At 70.2% G+C, this 16,184-nt stretch carries 17 protein-coding genes; 6 read left to right on the forward strand and 11 right to left on the reverse strand.

What is annotated here, in order from left to right:
- Nucleotides 1-26 precede the first annotated feature (26 nt).
- Both AC069K_RS27840 and AC069K_RS27845 read right to left on the reverse strand, forming a co-directional pair.
- Nucleotides 27-671, reverse strand: coding sequence for a fasciclin domain-containing protein (locus tag AC069K_RS27840; RefSeq protein ID WP_365108612.1), 645 nt, complete (start codon nucleotides 669-671; stop codon nucleotides 27-29).
- A 71-nt stretch (nucleotides 672-742) separates the two neighbouring features.
- A complete protein-coding gene (locus AC069K_RS27845; protein WP_478620931.1) occupies nucleotides 743-2,332 on the reverse strand; it encodes a molybdopterin-dependent oxidoreductase in 1,590 nt (529 codons plus the stop codon).
- Nucleotides 2,333-2,572: 240 nt separating this feature from the next.
- Between AC069K_RS27845 and AC069K_RS27850 the strand changes: the two genes are divergently transcribed.
- The 6 genes from AC069K_RS27850 to AC069K_RS27875 all read left to right on the forward strand — a co-directional run bounded on the left by AC069K_RS27850 (nucleotide 2,573) and on the right by AC069K_RS27875 (nucleotide 6,540).
- Complete coding sequence (locus AC069K_RS27850) at nucleotides 2,573-3,157, forward strand: sigma-70 family RNA polymerase sigma factor (protein WP_478620933.1); 585 nt, start codon at nucleotides 2,573-2,575, stop codon at nucleotides 3,155-3,157.
- Complete coding sequence (locus AC069K_RS27855) at nucleotides 3,154-3,909, forward strand: anti-sigma factor (RefSeq protein WP_478620935.1); 756 nt, start codon at nucleotides 3,154-3,156, stop codon at nucleotides 3,907-3,909. The genes AC069K_RS27850 and AC069K_RS27855 overlap by 4 nt, the downstream gene beginning before the upstream one ends.
- 179 nt (nucleotides 3,910-4,088) lie before the next feature.
- Nucleotides 4,089-4,460 carry a GNAT family N-acetyltransferase gene (locus AC069K_RS27860; RefSeq protein WP_478620937.1) on the forward strand — a complete coding sequence of 124 codons (372 nt, stop codon included), beginning with the start codon at nucleotides 4,089-4,091 and terminating at the stop codon, nucleotides 4,458-4,460.
- Nucleotides 4,461-4,754: 294 nt separating this feature from the next.
- Complete coding sequence (locus AC069K_RS27865) at nucleotides 4,755-5,219, forward strand: hypothetical protein (RefSeq protein WP_478620939.1); 465 nt, start codon at nucleotides 4,755-4,757, stop codon at nucleotides 5,217-5,219.
- Entirely contained in the window at nucleotides 5,216-5,539 is a 324-nt protein-coding gene (locus AC069K_RS27870; protein ID WP_478620941.1) for a transcriptional regulator, read from the forward strand. Before AC069K_RS27865 ends, AC069K_RS27870 begins: the two co-directional genes overlap by 4 nt.
- A 536-nt stretch (nucleotides 5,540-6,075) precedes the next feature.
- Complete coding sequence (locus tag AC069K_RS27875) at nucleotides 6,076-6,540, forward strand: RICIN domain-containing protein (protein ID WP_478620943.1); 465 nt, start codon at nucleotides 6,076-6,078, stop codon at nucleotides 6,538-6,540.
- A gap of 329 nt (nucleotides 6,541-6,869) precedes the next feature.
- On the opposite strand, the gene AC069K_RS27880 is transcribed toward AC069K_RS27875, so the two are convergent.
- The 9 genes from AC069K_RS27880 to AC069K_RS27920 all read right to left on the reverse strand — a co-directional run bounded on the left by AC069K_RS27880 (nucleotide 6,870) and on the right by AC069K_RS27920 (nucleotide 16,144).
- The gene (locus AC069K_RS27880; RefSeq protein WP_365108631.1) at nucleotides 6,870-7,280 is read right to left on the reverse strand and encodes a VOC family protein; all 411 of its coding nucleotides are present in this window, start codon (nucleotides 7,278-7,280) and stop codon (nucleotides 6,870-6,872) included.
- A 182-nt stretch (nucleotides 7,281-7,462) separates the two neighbouring features.
- Nucleotides 7,463-8,608: a type III polyketide synthase gene (locus AC069K_RS27885; protein WP_478620946.1), complete on the reverse strand. Its 1,146-nt coding sequence runs from the start codon at nucleotides 8,606-8,608 to the stop codon at nucleotides 7,463-7,465.
- A gap of 26 nt (nucleotides 8,609-8,634) precedes the next feature.
- The gene (locus AC069K_RS27890) at nucleotides 8,635-9,858 is read right to left on the reverse strand and encodes a beta-ketoacyl-[acyl-carrier-protein] synthase family protein (protein ID WP_478620948.1); all 1,224 of its coding nucleotides are present in this window, start codon (nucleotides 9,856-9,858) and stop codon (nucleotides 8,635-8,637) included.
- Entirely contained in the window at nucleotides 9,848-10,117 is a 270-nt protein-coding gene (locus AC069K_RS27895; protein ID WP_365108639.1) for a phosphopantetheine-binding protein, read from the reverse strand. The genes AC069K_RS27890 and AC069K_RS27895 overlap by 11 nt, the downstream gene beginning before the upstream one ends.
- An 898-nt stretch (nucleotides 10,118-11,015) precedes the next feature.
- Nucleotides 11,016-12,215 carry a threonine aldolase family protein gene (locus AC069K_RS27900; RefSeq protein ID WP_478620950.1) on the reverse strand — a complete coding sequence of 400 codons (1,200 nt, stop codon included), beginning with the start codon at nucleotides 12,213-12,215 and terminating at the stop codon, nucleotides 11,016-11,018.
- Nucleotides 12,216-12,286: 71 nt separating this feature from the next.
- Nucleotides 12,287-13,564 (reverse strand): MFS transporter, encoded by a 1,278-nt coding sequence (locus tag AC069K_RS27905; protein WP_478620952.1) that lies wholly within the window; start codon nucleotides 13,562-13,564, stop codon nucleotides 12,287-12,289.
- Nucleotides 13,557-14,162 carry a hypothetical protein gene (locus AC069K_RS27910; RefSeq protein WP_478620954.1) on the reverse strand — a complete coding sequence of 202 codons (606 nt, stop codon included), beginning with the start codon at nucleotides 14,160-14,162 and terminating at the stop codon, nucleotides 13,557-13,559. The genes AC069K_RS27905 and AC069K_RS27910 overlap by 8 nt, the downstream gene beginning before the upstream one ends.
- Before the next feature lie 309 nt (nucleotides 14,163-14,471).
- Nucleotides 14,472-15,338 (reverse strand): hypothetical protein, encoded by an 867-nt coding sequence (locus AC069K_RS27915; protein WP_478620956.1) that lies wholly within the window; start codon nucleotides 15,336-15,338, stop codon nucleotides 14,472-14,474.
- A gap of 11 nt (nucleotides 15,339-15,349) precedes the next feature.
- Nucleotides 15,350-16,144, reverse strand: coding sequence for a papain-like cysteine protease family protein (locus AC069K_RS27920; RefSeq protein WP_478620958.1), 795 nt, complete (start codon nucleotides 16,142-16,144; stop codon nucleotides 15,350-15,352).
- Between the last annotated feature and the right edge of the window lie 40 nt (nucleotides 16,145-16,184).

The following is a 16,184-nucleotide window of genomic DNA, read 5'->3' on the forward strand; positions in this document are numbered from 1 at the left end:
GGCCGCCGTCGACCGTCATGCGCCGGCTACTTGGGCATCAGGACGGTGTCGATGATGTAGACGGTGGCGTTGGCGGTCGGTACGTTGCCGCAGACCACGTTCGCCGCGTCATTGACCTTGTACGCCGTGCCCGAACCAGAGGTGGTGACCTTCCCCTTCTCCAGGGTGTCGAAGGAGCCGTTCTCCAACTGCTGAGGGGTGAGCTTCTGGCCCACCACGTGGTAGGTGAGGATCTTGGTGAGGGTGGCCTTGTCGTTGAGGACCTTGTCCAGGTCGGCCTTCGGGATCTTCGCGAAGGCGTCGTTGGTGGGCGCGAACACGGTCAAGTTCGGGGCGCTGTTGAGCGTGTCGACCAGGCCCGCCTTCTTGACCGCGGTGACCAGCGTGGACAGTGCCGGGTTGTGGGAGGCAGCGGTGGCGACAGGGTCCTTGGCCATCCCGTCGAACGAACCGGCACCTTCCTTGGGCACCGAGTCGCACGCGGGCCCGAAGGGCTTGCCCGCCATCGAGGGGTCATCACCGGCGGCGGGCTGTCCGGCCGGCGTGGCGGCATCGGACGATGCGGAGTTGTCCTTCTTGTTGTCGTCACCGCCGCAGGCGCTCAGCGCCAGGGGCAGGACAGCGGCAGCGGTGACGGTCATCGCGATACGGCGCAGACGCAGGGTGTTCATGGTTTCTCCGATGAGGGTGGGGCGGGCGAAGAGGCTCGCCCAGGTGGGTGGTTTCGACGAAGGGGGCGGGTTCAGTCCACGGTGATCACCACCGAGTGCCAGCCGCTGGCGCCGTCCGGGATGGTCGGGACCCGCTGTTCGGTCTGTACCTGGCCGGAGCGGTCGGTGGCCCGGACGGTCAGCGTGTGCCCGCCGGGGGTGGCTTTCCAGGGCAGGGACCACTGCCGCCAGGTGTCGGCGGTGTCCTGCGCGGCGAGATCGGCCGGCCGCCAGGAGCCTTCGTCGATCCGGACCTCGACCCGGTCGATGCCGCGGTGCTGTGCCCAGGCGACCCCGGCGATCATCACCGTGCCGGCTTTCGGGCGCGCGAAGGGTTTCGGGGTGTCGATCCGGGAGGAGGTTTTGACCGGTGCCTTCTGCGCCCAGGACCGTTTCACCCAGTACGAGTCGTAGGCGGCGAACGTGGTCAGCTCCAGGTCCCGTAGCCATTTGCAGGCCGAGACGTATCCGTACAGGCCCGGGACCACCATGCGGACGGGGAAGCCGTGCGCGAACGGCAGCGGCTCACCGTTCATGCCGAGGGCGAGCATCGCGTCACGGCCGTCCATGATGTCCTCGACCGGCGTACCGATCGTCATGCCGTCCACCGAGCGCGCCACCAGTTGGTCGGCCGCGCCACCTCGTGAGGGAGGGCGGACCCCGGCCTCCTTGAGCAGGTCACCGAGACGCACTCCGATCCAGCGCGCGTTGCCGACATAGGGGCCGCCGACCTCATTGGAGACGCACGTGAGCGTGATGTCCCGCTCGATGAGTTCACGTTGCAGGAGGTCGTTGAAGGTGAGCATGAGGGGGCGGCTGACGCCCTTGCCATGGATCTTCATCCGCCATGTCGTGGCATCGACTTTCGGGATCACCAGGGCGGTGTCGACCCGGTAGAAGTCGGCGTTGGGCGTGACGAAGGGGCTGATGCCCGGGGTGTGCAGGATCGCGCCGGGCGGGATCGGCCGGGCCGCGGAGGCGGGGCCCGGGAGCATGACCTCGTTCCGCGAGGCGATCGCCGGTTGGCCACGGGAGCTGTTCAGCGACCTGCCCAGCAGTCCCGCGCCGGTGGAAGCGGCGGCAGCCGCGCCCGCCGCGACCACGAACCCGCGCCGGTCCCAGCCAGCGGCACTGCCAGAGCTCTCCGCCCGGGCTTCCACCTCGTCGCGCCCCGCTGCGTCGAAGCGGCCGACCAGCAGATACAGCAGCCCCGCACCCGCCACCGAGCCGACCGCGGAAGGCAGGGCGTCAGCAAGGCTCGTCGAGTCGGGGCGGCCGAGCGCGGCCACCGCCCCCACAAGCCCGCACAGGAGCACGCCTGCGGCACCGGTACGGCGAAATCGCAGCGCCAGCACACCCAAGCCGAGAGCCAACAGGGCCAGGACCGCGAGAATGCCGAGCTGGAGAACGAGTTTGTCACTGGTCCCGAAATGCCGGATCGCCCAGTCCTTCACCGCCGGCGGAGTCCGGTCGATGGCCGCACCGCCCACCGCGATCACCGGACCCGCTTCGGGGCGGACCCCTGCGGAAACCAGCTCCGCGACGGTCAGCGCGGCGAACCCGGCGAGCAGGCCGGACAGGGCGGCGAGCGGAAGGCGGATCCCTCTGCCCATAAGTTTCATCACGGCTCCTATTCGGAACCGGCGGGCGTTCGGATTGGCCACGCACCTGTACCGGCTGACGACCGGCCCGGCGCACTGCGTCCTGTCCACTCCCCTGACGATGGGGAAGCACACCGCCCAAGCGGCCACCCGGGGCGAACGACGACGTCACAGACACAAGAATCCGGCCCGCCGGGCAATCCGCCGACGCTCCAGCTCCGAACCACCTCTGTAGCGACGTATCTCCGGGAGGATCACCGGGTGAAAGAGGCAGTGCACATCAGCGGCATCCAACAGCCCGGACCGGGCCTGCCCGAACTACTGGCCAGGACGGCCCGCGGCGACGAGCAGGCATTCTCATCTCTCTACGACGCGGTCATCGGCCCCGTCTTCGGGCTGGTGCGCAGCGTGCTGCGTGATCCGGCCCAGTCGGAAGAGGTCGCCCAGGAGGTGCTGATCGACGTGTGGCGGACGGCGGCACGCTACGAGTCCGAGCGCGGCGGAGAGATGAACTGGGTCCTCACCCTCGCCCACCGCAGGGCCGTGGACCGGGTCCGCTCGGTCCAGGCGTCGGTGGAACGGGAGAACAGAACGGCGCTGCTCGCTCAGATGCCCGCCTTCGACGAGGTGAGTGAAGAGGTGGAGTCCCGTCTGGAGCGCGAGTCGGTACGCCGCTGTCTGCGGACCCTGACGGAGCTGCAACGCGAGTCGGTCACCCTCGCCTACTACCGCGGACTGACCTACCGCGAAGTGGCCGAACTGCTGGCCCTGCCGCTCGGCACGGTCAAGACACGCCTGCGCGACGGACTGATCCGGCTGCGCGACTGCCTGGGGGTGACCGTATGAAGCCCGCCGAACTGCACACACTGACCGGCGCGTACGCCATGTACGCGCTCCTCGGCGAGGAACGCGAGGAGTTCGAGTGTCACCTGGCCGCGTGTGAGGCGTGCAGGCAGGAGGTGGACGAGCTGACCGCCACTGCCGGACGACTGGGACTCGCCATGACCACGACTCCGCCGGCGCATCTCAAAGCATCCGTACTGCGGCAGATCCGCACCGTACGGCAGCAGCCGCCCCACACCCCATCCGCCGCCCGGACACTGGTGCGCCCCAGCCGCAGGCACGCCCTGGCCCGGTTCGCTCTCGCAGCCTGCCTCGCGGCCACCGCGGCATGCGGCGGAATCGCCGTGTGGCAGTACCAGGAGGCCAACACGGTGCGCGGCCAGGTACAGACGGCACAGAGGCAGTACCAGCAGCTGGCCGAAGTCCTCGCGGCCCCCGATGCCAAAACGACCACGGGGCAGTTCGCGGGCAATGCGACCGGAACCCTCGTCGCGGCCCGGAGCCGCAACCAGGCCGTCTTCCTGGCCTCCGGGCTCTCCCGCCCTCCCACGGGCAAGGTCTACCAACTCTGGTTCGCCGACACAGGTACCATGCGCCCCGCCGGGCTGATGGACCCCACCCGGACCACCACAGCAGTACTCCTGTCCGGCCCCATCGACAACGCCACAGCCATGGGCCTCACCCTGGAGCCCGCCGGAGGCTCCGCCCACCCCACCACCCCGCCCCTGACCCTCATGCGGCTGCCAGCGGTGTAGGGCGCATGGGGCGGGGAGGTGAGTGCGAAGGTCCAGCACCCGCGTCGGCATCCGCATCCGGATCCGGATCCCGTCTGAGGCCGTGTTCGCCAAGGGCGCGGAGCGGGCCGCCCGCAACGGACGCTGCTCATGGCGGACACCGGGCCTTGGCAGCCCAGCCGGGTGGGGTCGAGTGGTTCATGACCACCGATCCGACCGAGCACCCGCAGCACGCGCCCACGGAGCCGTACGAGCGCAAGGTCCGCACGGAGGGGCCAGTCACGGTCGTCTCCCTCCATGACGCCTCCGGGGAGGTGGCGGCGCGCGGCACCATCGCCGTCGTCGGCACCGATGCGATCGCCGATCGCATCGAGACGGAGGAGGCACACCGCCGACGCGGCTTGGGCCGCGCCGTAATGAGCGCGCTGGCGGAGGCCGCACTGTCCCAGGGCGCCCGTACCGGCCTCCTCATCGCCAGTGCGGAAGGCCAGCACCTCTATGCCTCCCTCGGCTGGCGCCGCGAAGCCGACGTCCTGATCGCCGGGGGGCCGGTGGCTCCATCCCAGGAGTAGAACGGGTAGGACGGGTAGGACCCACTTAACTCGGCTGATCTCCCTATACGGACGCGCACTCCTACGGGGCCCCTCCGGGCGAAGACGCCCAGGTTTATACGCCTGTCGGCCAGCCATTTGCAGCACGGCGTCCCTGCCGTGCGGGCTGATGGGAGATAGAACAGCGCGGGCCGACGCAGGTCGCCCCGCCAGCATGTCGACTTTCCCATTGGGAAAGTCACTGGCGTCGAAGCGTTGACTTTCCCGTCAGGAAAGTGGGACTCTGACTTTCCCGACAGGAAAGGGAGGTCCATCGTGGAGAACATCGCTTCCGACCAGGCCCGTGCCGCGCTGGACGCGGTCGAGCACGCCCGCAGCAAGGTGGCCGAGGAGGTCGGCTTGCCCCGCGGCTATTGGTGGGCCATGGCGGCCGGCTGGCTGCTGCTGGGCGCGCTCGGCACCTGGACTACGCCGTGGGTGGCCGGCATCGCGACCACGGTCTTCGGCGCCGCCCACGGCACGTTCGCGTCCGGCCTGCTCAACGGGCGCCGCCGCACAGGCCAGTTGCAGGTCAGTGCGGCCATCGCGAGCCGACGCATCCCCCTGGTGGTGGTCGGCATGTTGATCGCCCTCGTAGCCCTCACCGTCCTGGCTGCACTCGCACTTGACGCCGACGGCGCGAACCACGCCGCCATGTGGGCGGCGGCGCTGGTCGCGGCGATCGTCGGATTCGGTGGACCGGAGATCCTGCGCGCACTGCGGCGTTGGGTGCGGGCATGACGGACGCACGGTTCGACGAGCTGATCCACCCGAGTACACGCCTGTCACTGGTGGCGACCCTGGCTGCGGCCGACTGGGCGGACTTCGCCTTCCTCAAGGACCGTCTCGGACTGTCCGACTCGGCACTCTCCAAGCAACTCGCGACGCTCGAGGAAGCCGGTTACGTCGCCACGGAGCGCCGCCTCGATGGCAGCCGCCGCAAGGTCCGCGCCCGGCTCACGAGCACCGGGCGGGATGCGTTCAACGGCCACGTCGCCGCACTGCAGGCGATCGTCGCCGAGGCCGCGGCGCCGGCGAAGGGGCCTGCGTCACGCCCATAGCGCGGTACCGCGCGCAGCGTTCAGCGTGTCCGCGACCCCACCACGACTCGCTCCCCCGTCAGATCTCCACCCGCAACGGCGACGCAAGCCCCCCCCCCATCGTTAATCCCAAACGTTGGGGCCTCTCCCGCATGGAAGTGCGCCACGTCCGGGCTCCAGGCCGAACACATGATGCGTCCCATGCTGGCCAGCCCCTGAAGCGTCTTGCCCTGGAAGGTCACGGTCCGGGTGGAGTGAGAGGCCCGGCGGGAGCAGCGGCACCACCGGGGGGCGCGCATCCGTCGAAGTCGGCGCAACATCGTTGTGCCCCCGCCGGACGGCCGCGACCGTTGGTGCGGTATGCCGACCGCATGCTGTTTGAGGGAGCGGCAGGCGTTCCAGCAGGCGGTTCTCGCGTGCTCGGGGGATGGGGTCCACCGCAGGGGTCCCGATCACGACGATCGGCTGCCACCATGTGGCGGGTCGACTCAGAGGAGCCGGGCAGCGAGTGAGAGGAATCGACCTTGTCCGCTTCAGGAAGAAGAATCACGCGCGTTGTGTCGGCCATCGGGACGGTGGTGGGGCTCGCCCTGTCGCTGACCCTCACTACGCCAGGCACGGCTACCGCCGCTCAAACCGCGGCGTCCCGGGCTCGGTTCGCGAACTATGAGTACAAGCAGTGCATCGAGGAGAACGCCTACTTCAATCTGTGGGCCCAAGCCTGCGACAAGAGCTACGGCGTCCAGTACTGGTGGTGGACCGGCACCACCAATACGTCCTCGACACTGAAGAACTACATATGGGACGACTGCCTCGACAGCAACAAGGAGCGGCACGTCTACACAGGCGCGTGCAACGGCGGGAACAACCAGCTGTGGCAGGTCATCCAACCCGCGCCGGCCAGTGCCGTCATGCTTCGCAACACGGCGACCCGCCTGTGCCTCTACCAGACCTACGACGGGCTCTACCGGACGACCGAGTGCGACCGCAACGACCGCCTTCAGCGGTGGACCATCGGCTGAGCTCGTTCTCGAACCTCGCTCCGGTCAGGCGAGGCCAGACCAGGCCAGGCCAGCGTGTCCAGGATGCGTCCAGGCTCCGTCGCGCCGCCAGCGCCGGACCAGCACGTAGACCGCCTGCCAGGAGTCCGCCGGGGAGCAGGAAACAACAGCTCGGCTCCAGGCTCACCCCGTGTGCGCCGTGTGCGCCGGTCGAATCGGACCGCCGCCTCACCGCCGAGGCGGCCACGAGGCCTCCGGGGCCGGGTTCCTCGAGGTCGATGAACCCGGCCCGAAGACCTCACCTCGTCCCGATCAAGACTCGACGCCGCTCAGCTCACTCACAACACACTCTAGCCGCGCTTGGGCCAGACAGGGCCCTGGTCGGTCCAGATGACACCTTTGTTGCGGCAGAGACAGAAGGGGTGGCCGACGGGGTCGACGTAGACGCGGAAGCCGTAGCCTTCGGGGCCGGTGCAGTCCCGCTTCAGGGTCGCGCCGAGGGCCAGGACGCGGCGCTGTTCGGCCTCGATGTCGTCGACCTCGAAGTCGAGGTGGAACTGTTTGGGGTGCTCACTGTCGGGCCACTGCGGCGCGCGGTAGTCCTCCACCGGGGTGAAGGCCAGCTCGATGCCACCGAGCTGGATACCGGCCCAGTTCTCGTTACTGCCCTCCTTGACCGGCAGCCCCGTCACATCGGAGTAGAAGGCTGCCAGCTTCATCGCGTCCGGGCAGTCGATGATGAAGTCGGTTAGTCGTAGCATCCCGTGATCTTGCCACAAGACCCAACGAACGGGGCTGGGAGACAGGCTCGGGACAGGACCTATCCCGGCTCCCTCGATCCGACCGCGTAAGGGCCGCTGCACACCATCCGTCGTGCCGAGGATTCCGTGCGCCGCTCACATCCGTCACGGGTGCACCTCTCTCCTGGCGTCCGACAGCTCGATCACCAGCGGACGAGGACGAGCTCGACGGCGAACCCGGGGCCCATGGCCGCGATCAGGCCCAGTGTCCCGGGTGCGGGAGCGGTGTCTGTCGCGGCCTTCAGCACATCGAGCACCGACACGGACGACAGGTTGCCCCTGTCCGCCAGAGAGCAGCGGGTGAGGGCTGTCGCGTCCGGGGACAGCCCGAGGCCGCGCTCCACCGCGGCCAGCACCTTCGGGCCGCCACCGTGCACGATCCATCTGCCGATCCGGTCGGTCGTCAGCGCGTTCTGTGCGAGGAAGGCATGCACGGCCTCGGGCAGGTGCTTCTCGGCGAGCTCCGGCACCTCGGGTGCCAGACGGATACGGAACCCGTGAGAGCCGATCTCCCAACCGAGCGCGTCTTCGCTGTCCGGCAGCAACCAGCTGTAGCTGCCCAGCAGTTCAGGACCTTGGTGCCCCTTCGCGCGGCGACCGCCGCCGGCCACCACTGCGGCCGCGCCGTCGCCGAACAGGCTGCTGGCGACGATGTTGGCCATCGACGCGTCCTTCTGCTGGTAGGCAAGTGAGCACAGTTCCACCGCGAGCAGGACCGCGGTCTGGTCCGGGTGGGCGCACAGGTAATCGTGAAGGCGGGCGAGGCCTGCGGCTCCCCCGGCGCAGCCATGGCCGAACAGCGGGATGCGTTTGACGTCCTGCCGCATCCCCATGCGTTGCGCCAGCCGTGCTTCGAGTGAGGGTACGGCCAGGCCCGTGACGGTGGTGCTGATGACCGCGTCGACGTCACGCGGCTGTAGATCGGCCGCGTTCAGCGCTGCCGTGAGGGCTCGCTCGCCGAGGTCCAGCGCGGTCCTCAGCCATACCTCGTTGGTCTGGGTGAAGTCGTCGTGGTCGGCGAGGGCGACGAGTTGGTCCAGGGGCAGCGCCAGATGGCGTGTGGTCACTCCCGCGTTGGCCTCGATCTTCCGCAGCATCAGGGTGCCGGTCGTGGAGTTCATGAGGGTGTCGCGCGCCAGAGTGGCCATGATGTCGTGCTGGGGGTACTGGTGCGGCGGGAAGGCCGTGGTGACGGCCACGATGCGCGGCGGCCACAAGGCGCCTTCGGCGTCCTTGGCGCGGTGGTGTGCGGTGGCCGTCTGTGGGGGTTGCGCCAGTAGTTCCTTCATGGTCAGTTCTCACCCTTCCTGTCGTTTCAGGCCGTGCTGAACAGCAGGACGGCGTTTTGCCCACCGAAGCCGAAGGAACAGCTGATTCCCGCCGATGCGCCGACCGGGCGGGGACGGGCGGCCACGACATCCAGCCGGTGCTCGCCGTCCCCCGCCTCGAAGTTCGCCACCGGCGGGACCAGGCCGTGGCGCAAGGCCAACACCGTGTACGCGGCCTGAATCGCGCCCGCCCCGCCCAGGGCGTGACCGATCACGCCCTTGGCCGCGGTCACCGGCGGCACCCTGTCCCCGAACACGCTGGTCAAGGCTGCCGCCTCGGCAGCGTCGCTCAAAGGCGTCGACGTACCGTGCGCGTTGACCAGACCCACGTCCCGTGCCGCACACGCCCCGTCCCGCAGGGCCGCACGGACGGCCCGCGCCGCTCCGGCACCGGTCGGGTCCGGGGCCACCGGGTGACGGGCGTCGGATCCGGCTCCGTAACCGCACAGCAGCGCCTGGGCCGCCGCTCCGCGCGCTCTGGCATGGGCGAGGCGTTCCAGTACCAGGACGGCGGCGCCTTCACCGAGGACGAAGCCGTCCCGTGCCGCGTCGAACGGCCGACTGGCCAGCTCCGGCCGTTCCCGTCGGCGTGAGAGTACGCGCATCCGGGTGAAGCACGTGGCCGTCATCCGTGAACGGCCGGACTCGCTGCCTCCGGCCAGCACGATGTCGCAGGTACCCGAACGCAGCAGGTCCCGTGCGACACCGATCGCCGTCGCACCCGAGGCACAGGCGCTTGAGGTGGTGAAATTCGGTCCCTGGGCGCCCAGGTCGATCGCCACTTCCCCGGCTGCCATGTTCGGCACACTGCGTGGCAGCGCGAGGGGTGAGACCCGCTCGGAGCGGCCCGCGCCGAGATGGCCGAACTCGGTGACGTAGGTGCTCAGACAGTTCGATCCGACCCCGAGTACGACTCCGACGCGCTCGGCGGCCCAGGAAGCGGGATCGAGGCGTGCGTCGGCTACGGCTCGTCGGGCGGCGACGAGGGCGAAGTGCACGAACCGGTCCGCCCTTCGGGCGAGGGACCGGCCGAGCTCAGCGGCGGCGTCGAATTCCGTTACCCGGCACGAGAAGTCCACGGGCAGACCCGCGAGTTCGGGGTCGGGGCGGGCCAAGGAGCGGCCCCGGCACAGAGCCGCCCAGTTCGCCTGCGCCGTGTGCCCGGCGGGAGTCACCAGACCCAGCCCCGTGACCGCGACCTCAGCGTGCATACGCGAACAGCCGGGCGGCTTCGCCCAGCGTGTGTGATGGGGACAGCTCCATTGCTTCCTCCGGCAGGACGATCCCGAACTTCTCCTCGGCCGCCACCACCATCTCCATCAGGGACAGCGAGTTCACACCCAGTTCCTGGAACGTCGTCGCCGCCGTCAGCCGTTCCCGCTCCACCGTCACGCCCAGTTGCTCGGTCAGCAGAGCTACCAGGGGCTCCGGGAGCCCCGGCTGGGTGTCGTTGGCCGCTACCTGTGTCATGTCGTGACCTCCTGATCGATGGTCTGGGAACGACCCGGGCCGCGCGTGTTCACCCGGTGGCGCAGGTCGCGGGCACGAGAGGCCTGGGTTCGCAGCCAGTCCGTGTGCCGCCCCAGCCGTTTTGGGGCCCGCCTGCTCACCGGGCGGGCCGAGGCCGGGCATGCCCGTCTCCCCGAGTGCGCGCACCGGCGGCCTGACGACGTGCTCGTGGTGGACGTCGAGGTCGTAGATGCCCACGTCCGCGCCCCTCACAGCGGGGGCCGGGAACCCCGGTATGGATACGGAGCAGGGCGTTCCGCACGGCCCGCGGCCATGCCGACTGATGGGGGTCCCCGTCGGCACCGTTCAGCGGCTTCTCGCGGTCCCGCGCCGTACTGCACGGCACGTTCGGGTGGGGGAACCACTCGCGCGCCACCGCCAGGTGCTGGTCCAGCAGACGTCCCGCCGACGGTTCGAACTCGCGCAGAATCCGCTCTGTCCCAGTCGGGGTCGCGTCGCTCGCGTACATCGCCTCTTTGTATCCGCAGCTCCCGGCCGGGCAGGAGCTGACGTGGCTGAGGCCGACGGTGAGCCACTCCATCGGCGCAACATCGTCAAGACACCCTGTACGGGTCGGTCACCTGTCGGGCCCCAGGCACCGGGACCGGCACTGGTGCAGGCGCAGGCGGCGGAGGAGGAGATCTGCCGGTCGGCCGCCAACCGCAACCGCCGACCACCAGCCGGACCGCGCTGCCCCGCCGACGAGGATCCCCCATCGGAGGCGCATGGCGCCCGAACGCCTCCTCAGGTGATCACCGGGCAAGCTGCCGGGCAGAGAGACCTGGAACTGGAGTGCCTCATCGTGCTTCCCCCGCCCGGGGGCCAGGGCGCTCCCCCGCCCCCGGGCTTTTACCGCTCGCTACTTCGTCTTGCGGTCCGCGGAGAAGCCGGCCACTTTCCCCAGCATTTCCATCGTCTCTTCCATGTCGCGGACTTTGCGGCGCAGTTGCACCAGTTCCTCGCGCTCGGCCGTGGTCAGCGCACCCGCCGGACCCTGGCCCCGCTCCGCCGCCAGTTCCTCCGCGATCGCCGCCGCGAACGCGTCCACGTCGTCCTCAGTGGTGTCGAAGGAGGTCATCCAGCGGACCTCGCCGGCCTGCTCGTCCCAGGTGTAGAAACGGAAGCGCTTCTGGAGACGCTCGGTGACGGCGGGCGGCAGGACGGCGAAGATCTGGTTGGCCTGCACCGGGCGGGCAATCTCCAGACCCGGCAGCTCGCGCACGGCCTCGTACAGCCGCTGGGCCATCGCGTTGGAGCGGGCCGCCGAGCGCAGCCAGAGGTCGCCGCCGAGCAGTGCCTCGAACTGCACCGACAGGAAACGCATCTTGGAGCCCAGTTGCATGCTCGCCTTGCGCAGGTGGGCCATGCCACGCACCGCGTCCTCGTTGAGCACGATCACGGCCTCGCCGAAGAGCAGCCCGTTCTTGGTGCCGCCGAGCGAGAGGACGTCCACGCCGGCGTCGGCGGTCATCTCGCGCAGGGGCACGCCGAGGGTGGCGGCGGCGTTGGCGAGCCGGGCGCCGTCCAGGTAGACGAGCATGCCGAGGTCGTGCGCGTGGTCGCAGATCGCACGGATCTCGTCCGGCGTGTAGCAGGTGCCGAGCTCGGTGGACTGGGCGATCGAGACGACCTTGGGCCGGGCCCGGTGCTCGTCCTCGAAGCCCCACGCCTGGCGGTCGATCAGCTCGGGGGTGAGCTTGCCGTCCCAGGTGGGCACCGTCAGGAGCTTGATCCCGGCGACCTTCTCGGGCGCCCCGCCCTCGTCGACGTTGATGTGGGCCGACTCGGCGCAGACCACGGCCTCCCAGCGGTCGAGCATGGCCTGGAGCGCGAACACGTTCGCGCCGGTGCCGTTGAACACCGGGTACGTGTGCGCGGCGGGGCCGAAGTGGCCGCGCACCACTTCCTGGAGGCGCTCGGTGTACACGTCGGCGCCGTAGCTGCCCTGGTGGCCGCCGTTGGCCAGGGCGATCGCCGCGAGGACCTCGGGGTGCGCACCCGCGTAGTTGTCGCTGGCGAAGCCGCGCTCGTCCGGGTTGTGTCGTCGCTGTACGGTCATGGTGCTCGCTTACTCGTTTCGGTCGTACGGGTACTGACACATGTGGTCCGGACAGATGCCGTCCGGTCCGCTCAGGTCGGCGCCGGCTCCGTCCGCGCGCGGGCCTTCTCCAGGCCGCGCACCAACGGCGGCGCGGCGAGCCCGAGCACGGCGAAGAGCGCCGCGAGGACCAGCCAGCCGGTCGCCGCCGCGCCGACGACCAGGGAGGTCATCAGCCACGGCCCGGCGAACTGCTGGAGCCCGCGCCCCAGGGAGAACACCGCCTGGTACTCCCCCTGTCTGCCTGCCGGGGCGAGCCCGAAGGACAGGCCCCAGCTCGCCGACGCCTGGTACAGCTCGCCGAGGACGAGCACCAGCGCGCCGCACAGGAGGGCCGCGCTGTCCAGGAGCGCGCCGTGCCCCCCGCTCACCGCGAAGACCAGGCAGGACGCCCCCAGCGCCCACCCCGCCCAGCGCAGCATACGTGCCGCTCCCGCCGGGGTACGCGCGCCCCTGCTGACCGTGACCTGGAACAACAGCACCAGGACGGTGTCCAGGATCAGCAGCCCCGACACCAGCAGCGCGGGTGCGTCGGTGCCGGTGACGATCCACAGCGGCAGACCGACTGTCAGCAACGGGTGGTACAGCTCCAGGGCGCCGCACACCAGCGCCACCGCCACATAGCGCCCGTCCCGCAGCGCGGCACTTGCCAGCACCCGGCTGGGCGCCTCGGCTGCGGCGGCCCGGGGCTTGGTGCCCGTGGGCAGCCGCATCCCGAGCAGCACGGCGACGGAGACCAGTTGCAGGGCGGCGTTGGCCAGGACCGTGGCGTACAGGGCGGTCGAGGTGCCGGCCGCGATGGCGGCTCCGGCCAGCGCGGCGCCGCCGAGGAAGCCCAGGTTGAACAGGCTGCGCATCTGCGCGCTCACCCTGACCCGCTCCCCCTCGCCCACCAGAGCGTCGGTGAGCGACGCCTGGAGCGCGCCCGCCGAGGTCTCCAGGACCGCGATGGCGCAGGCGACCGCGAGGAACGCGGCGAAGCCGTCCACCAGGCAGTACGCGGTGAATCCGGCCGCCGCGAGCAGGAAGTTGACGGTGAGCACCCGGCCGGCGCCGAGCCGGTCCGCGAGCCGGCCGATGGGCACGGTGCAGACCAGGCCGCAGAGCCCGGCGACCGACAGGGCGAGGCCCACGCGCTGGGCGGGGATGCCGATGGTCCGGGTGAAGAACACGGCGCTGGAGGTGAGGAACACCCCGAGGCCCAGGGACTGGATGAGGGTGAGGACGCCGAGTCGGCGCGCGTTCCCGGCGGCCGGGAGGATCTCCTGGAACCAGGCGTGCAGCACGCCGTGCCGGTGTGCCTCAGCCATGCGCCTCAACGGCCTCGGTCCGCTCGGTCCGCAACCCGTACACCTCCATCGCGGTGTGCACGGCGGCGCGCACCCCGGCGGCGCTCCGCCCCCGGAACCGGAAGATCCCGCAGCCCTCGTCGTAGCTGCCGGGCCCGGTCATGACCTGGCCGAGCGCGGGCAGTTCCTCGTGGTAGATCTCGAGGACGGCAGAGCGGGGCGAGGTGCGCGCGACGACCCGTCCGGGCAGCTCGCGCGGAGTGGGGTAGATGAGCCAGCCTCCCGCCCCAGGCCCGACCGGTTCGGACGGCGGCTGCCACAGCGGGGGCAGACCCAGGGCCTCCCGGAACGCCTCGGCGAACAGGTCGATGCCGTAGAGGTCGACGTGCAGGAACGGCACCTGGGCGCCGCCCGGCCGCAGCCCGACCTCCAGGAACACCAGCTCGCCCCCCGGACGCCGGATCACCTCCAGGTGGAAGGCGCCGTCGCGCAGCCCGAGCGCCCGCAGACAGCGGTCGGCGAACGTGGTGAGCTCGTCGCGCTCGGGGCCGGGGTCGAGCAGGACCGAGCCGAGCGGGCGGCCGTGTGCGTAGTCCAGGCGGGTGTGGACGTAACTCATCAGGTCGCTCAGTTCCAGTCCGAGGCGGTCGGCGCCCTGCGTCTGTTCGGGTCCCGGAAGCGATCGAACGCCGTCTTCGTGAAGGTGCTCCGCGAGCGAGGGCCAGGCACCCAACGGACGCGCGCGCACCTCACAGGGCAGACAGCACCCGGCAAACGCCACAGGTCGAACTCCGCGGTGCGGGGGGTGCACTTGAGTATCCAGCGGGTCCCGGTGTGGTTCATCACGGTCATCATGGTCACCACGGCGCAAGCTGTCGTGTTGCCAAGCGGCGGTCCGGCCTCCGCGAAGGGGGCCGGACCGCGCGGGTCAGGCGGAACGACGTCGGCGGCGCAGGTGGAAGAGTGCTCCCCCTGCCGCCGACAGGGTGACCCCGGCGGAGGCGGCAGGGACCCAGGGGCGTGAGGTACCGGCGGCAGCGGCCACCGTGGTGGCGGGCCGGTCTTCGGCAGAGGCGTAGCCGCCGGCGAGGCCCTTGCGATCGTAGGCCGAGCCCGGGAGCTTGTCGCTGTAGCGCTTGACGACGAGTTGCTGGTAGGCCTTGAGGCTGACCTGCGACTTGCCTTGAAGTGCCACACCGGCCTCCTTGTTGAGAGGCTCGACGGTGCCGGTGCTGGTCGCCCGGTACCAGGCGTGGATCTGAGGTTCCATGAAGGTCTGTGCCTGCTCGGTCCCCCGTTCGGCGGTGCTGATGTCCGCGTCGCCGTCGCGGATCCCCGCCAGCTCCCAGGCGCGGCCGCTCTGCTTCTGGGCGAGCAGGACCGCGGCCTGGTGGCCATCGGCCGCGGAGACCCGGGAGATGAGGTAGGAGAGCCGCAGAGCCGAGGCGGCGGTCGGCTTGGTCTTGCCGGTGACGAACTCCGGTGCGAGTTCGTAGAGCGGGACGGGCTTCTTGAGGTCGAACCCGGGTGCGGTGGTGGGTGCTTGGACGAGGCCGTGTCGAGTACCGGCCGTGCCGCCGTCCGCCCCTGTGACCTGCGTTCGGTGCTCGGCGGCGGTCAGGAAGCGGGAGACGGTGTCGTGAAGGCGGCCGGAGCTGAGCACTTGCTGAGCGGCGGTGTAGTCGGCCGCGGCGGGCGCAGGGGGCCGGTCGGCGGCGTGCGCGGGAGCGGCCGCGCACAGGGTGGCGGCAGCGGCGGCGAGCAGGGTGGCGGCGCGTGTGGTTGTACGGTGCATGGTCGGTTCCCCTAACCGTGGATGCCTGTGCGCGTATGGGTCCACCGGAAGGAGTTGTTTCCGGCGTAGGTGGAGTAGTTCCACCAGGTGTAGGTCTGGGTGCTGGGCCAGGGGTCGCCGACCGCCACCATGTTGCTGGTGCTGTCGTAGCCGTAGATGACGTTCATGTGCCCGCCGCCGGAGGTCCAGCCGATGCGGACGGCGAACGGGCGCCCGTTCGCGATCTCGTTCTGGGTCTCGCTGAAGGAGGCGCTGCGGTACAGGTCGGTGCCGCTGTTGCGGAAGCCCATGTTCTTGAGGGCGTTGGCCATGTCGCCCAGCGTGGCGGGCTGGTTGTTGCAGTCCAGCCAGCTGTTCTGGGCGGCCAGTCGGCAGAAGTCGTACTGGGTGTAACCGGTGTATCCCCAGTAGTTGGCGATGGTCAGGCCCGAGGCGTCCCAGCACCACTGGTTCTGGACCTGCTTCTGCATGCCGATGTTGAGGGCCGTCCAGCTGGCAGGCCGGGTGGTGCCGCACACCGGCAGGCTGCCGGTGTCCTCGCGGATGAACGCGTCGGCGAGGTAGTAGGCCCCGGACCAGATCCAGCGCGAGTTGTTCTCCACGGCGTCGCCGGTGGTCCGGCAGACCATCGGGATGTGGTCACCCACCGGAGAGCTTCCGGTGACATTGGAGGACAAGGTGGGCAGGGAACGCTGGTTGATGGTGGTGAAGTTGCCCTGGCCGCCGACGACTGTTCCGGTGATGGCGGCCTGGGCCTGCGGGGCGCCGGCCAGCAGGAGGCCGGCGGACAGGGTGGCCGCGGCCACTGCGGACGTCAGCGTTCTTCTGCGCGCTTGCCTGCCGGGG

This window comes from Streptomyces sp. NPDC043908, assembly GCF_056435525.1.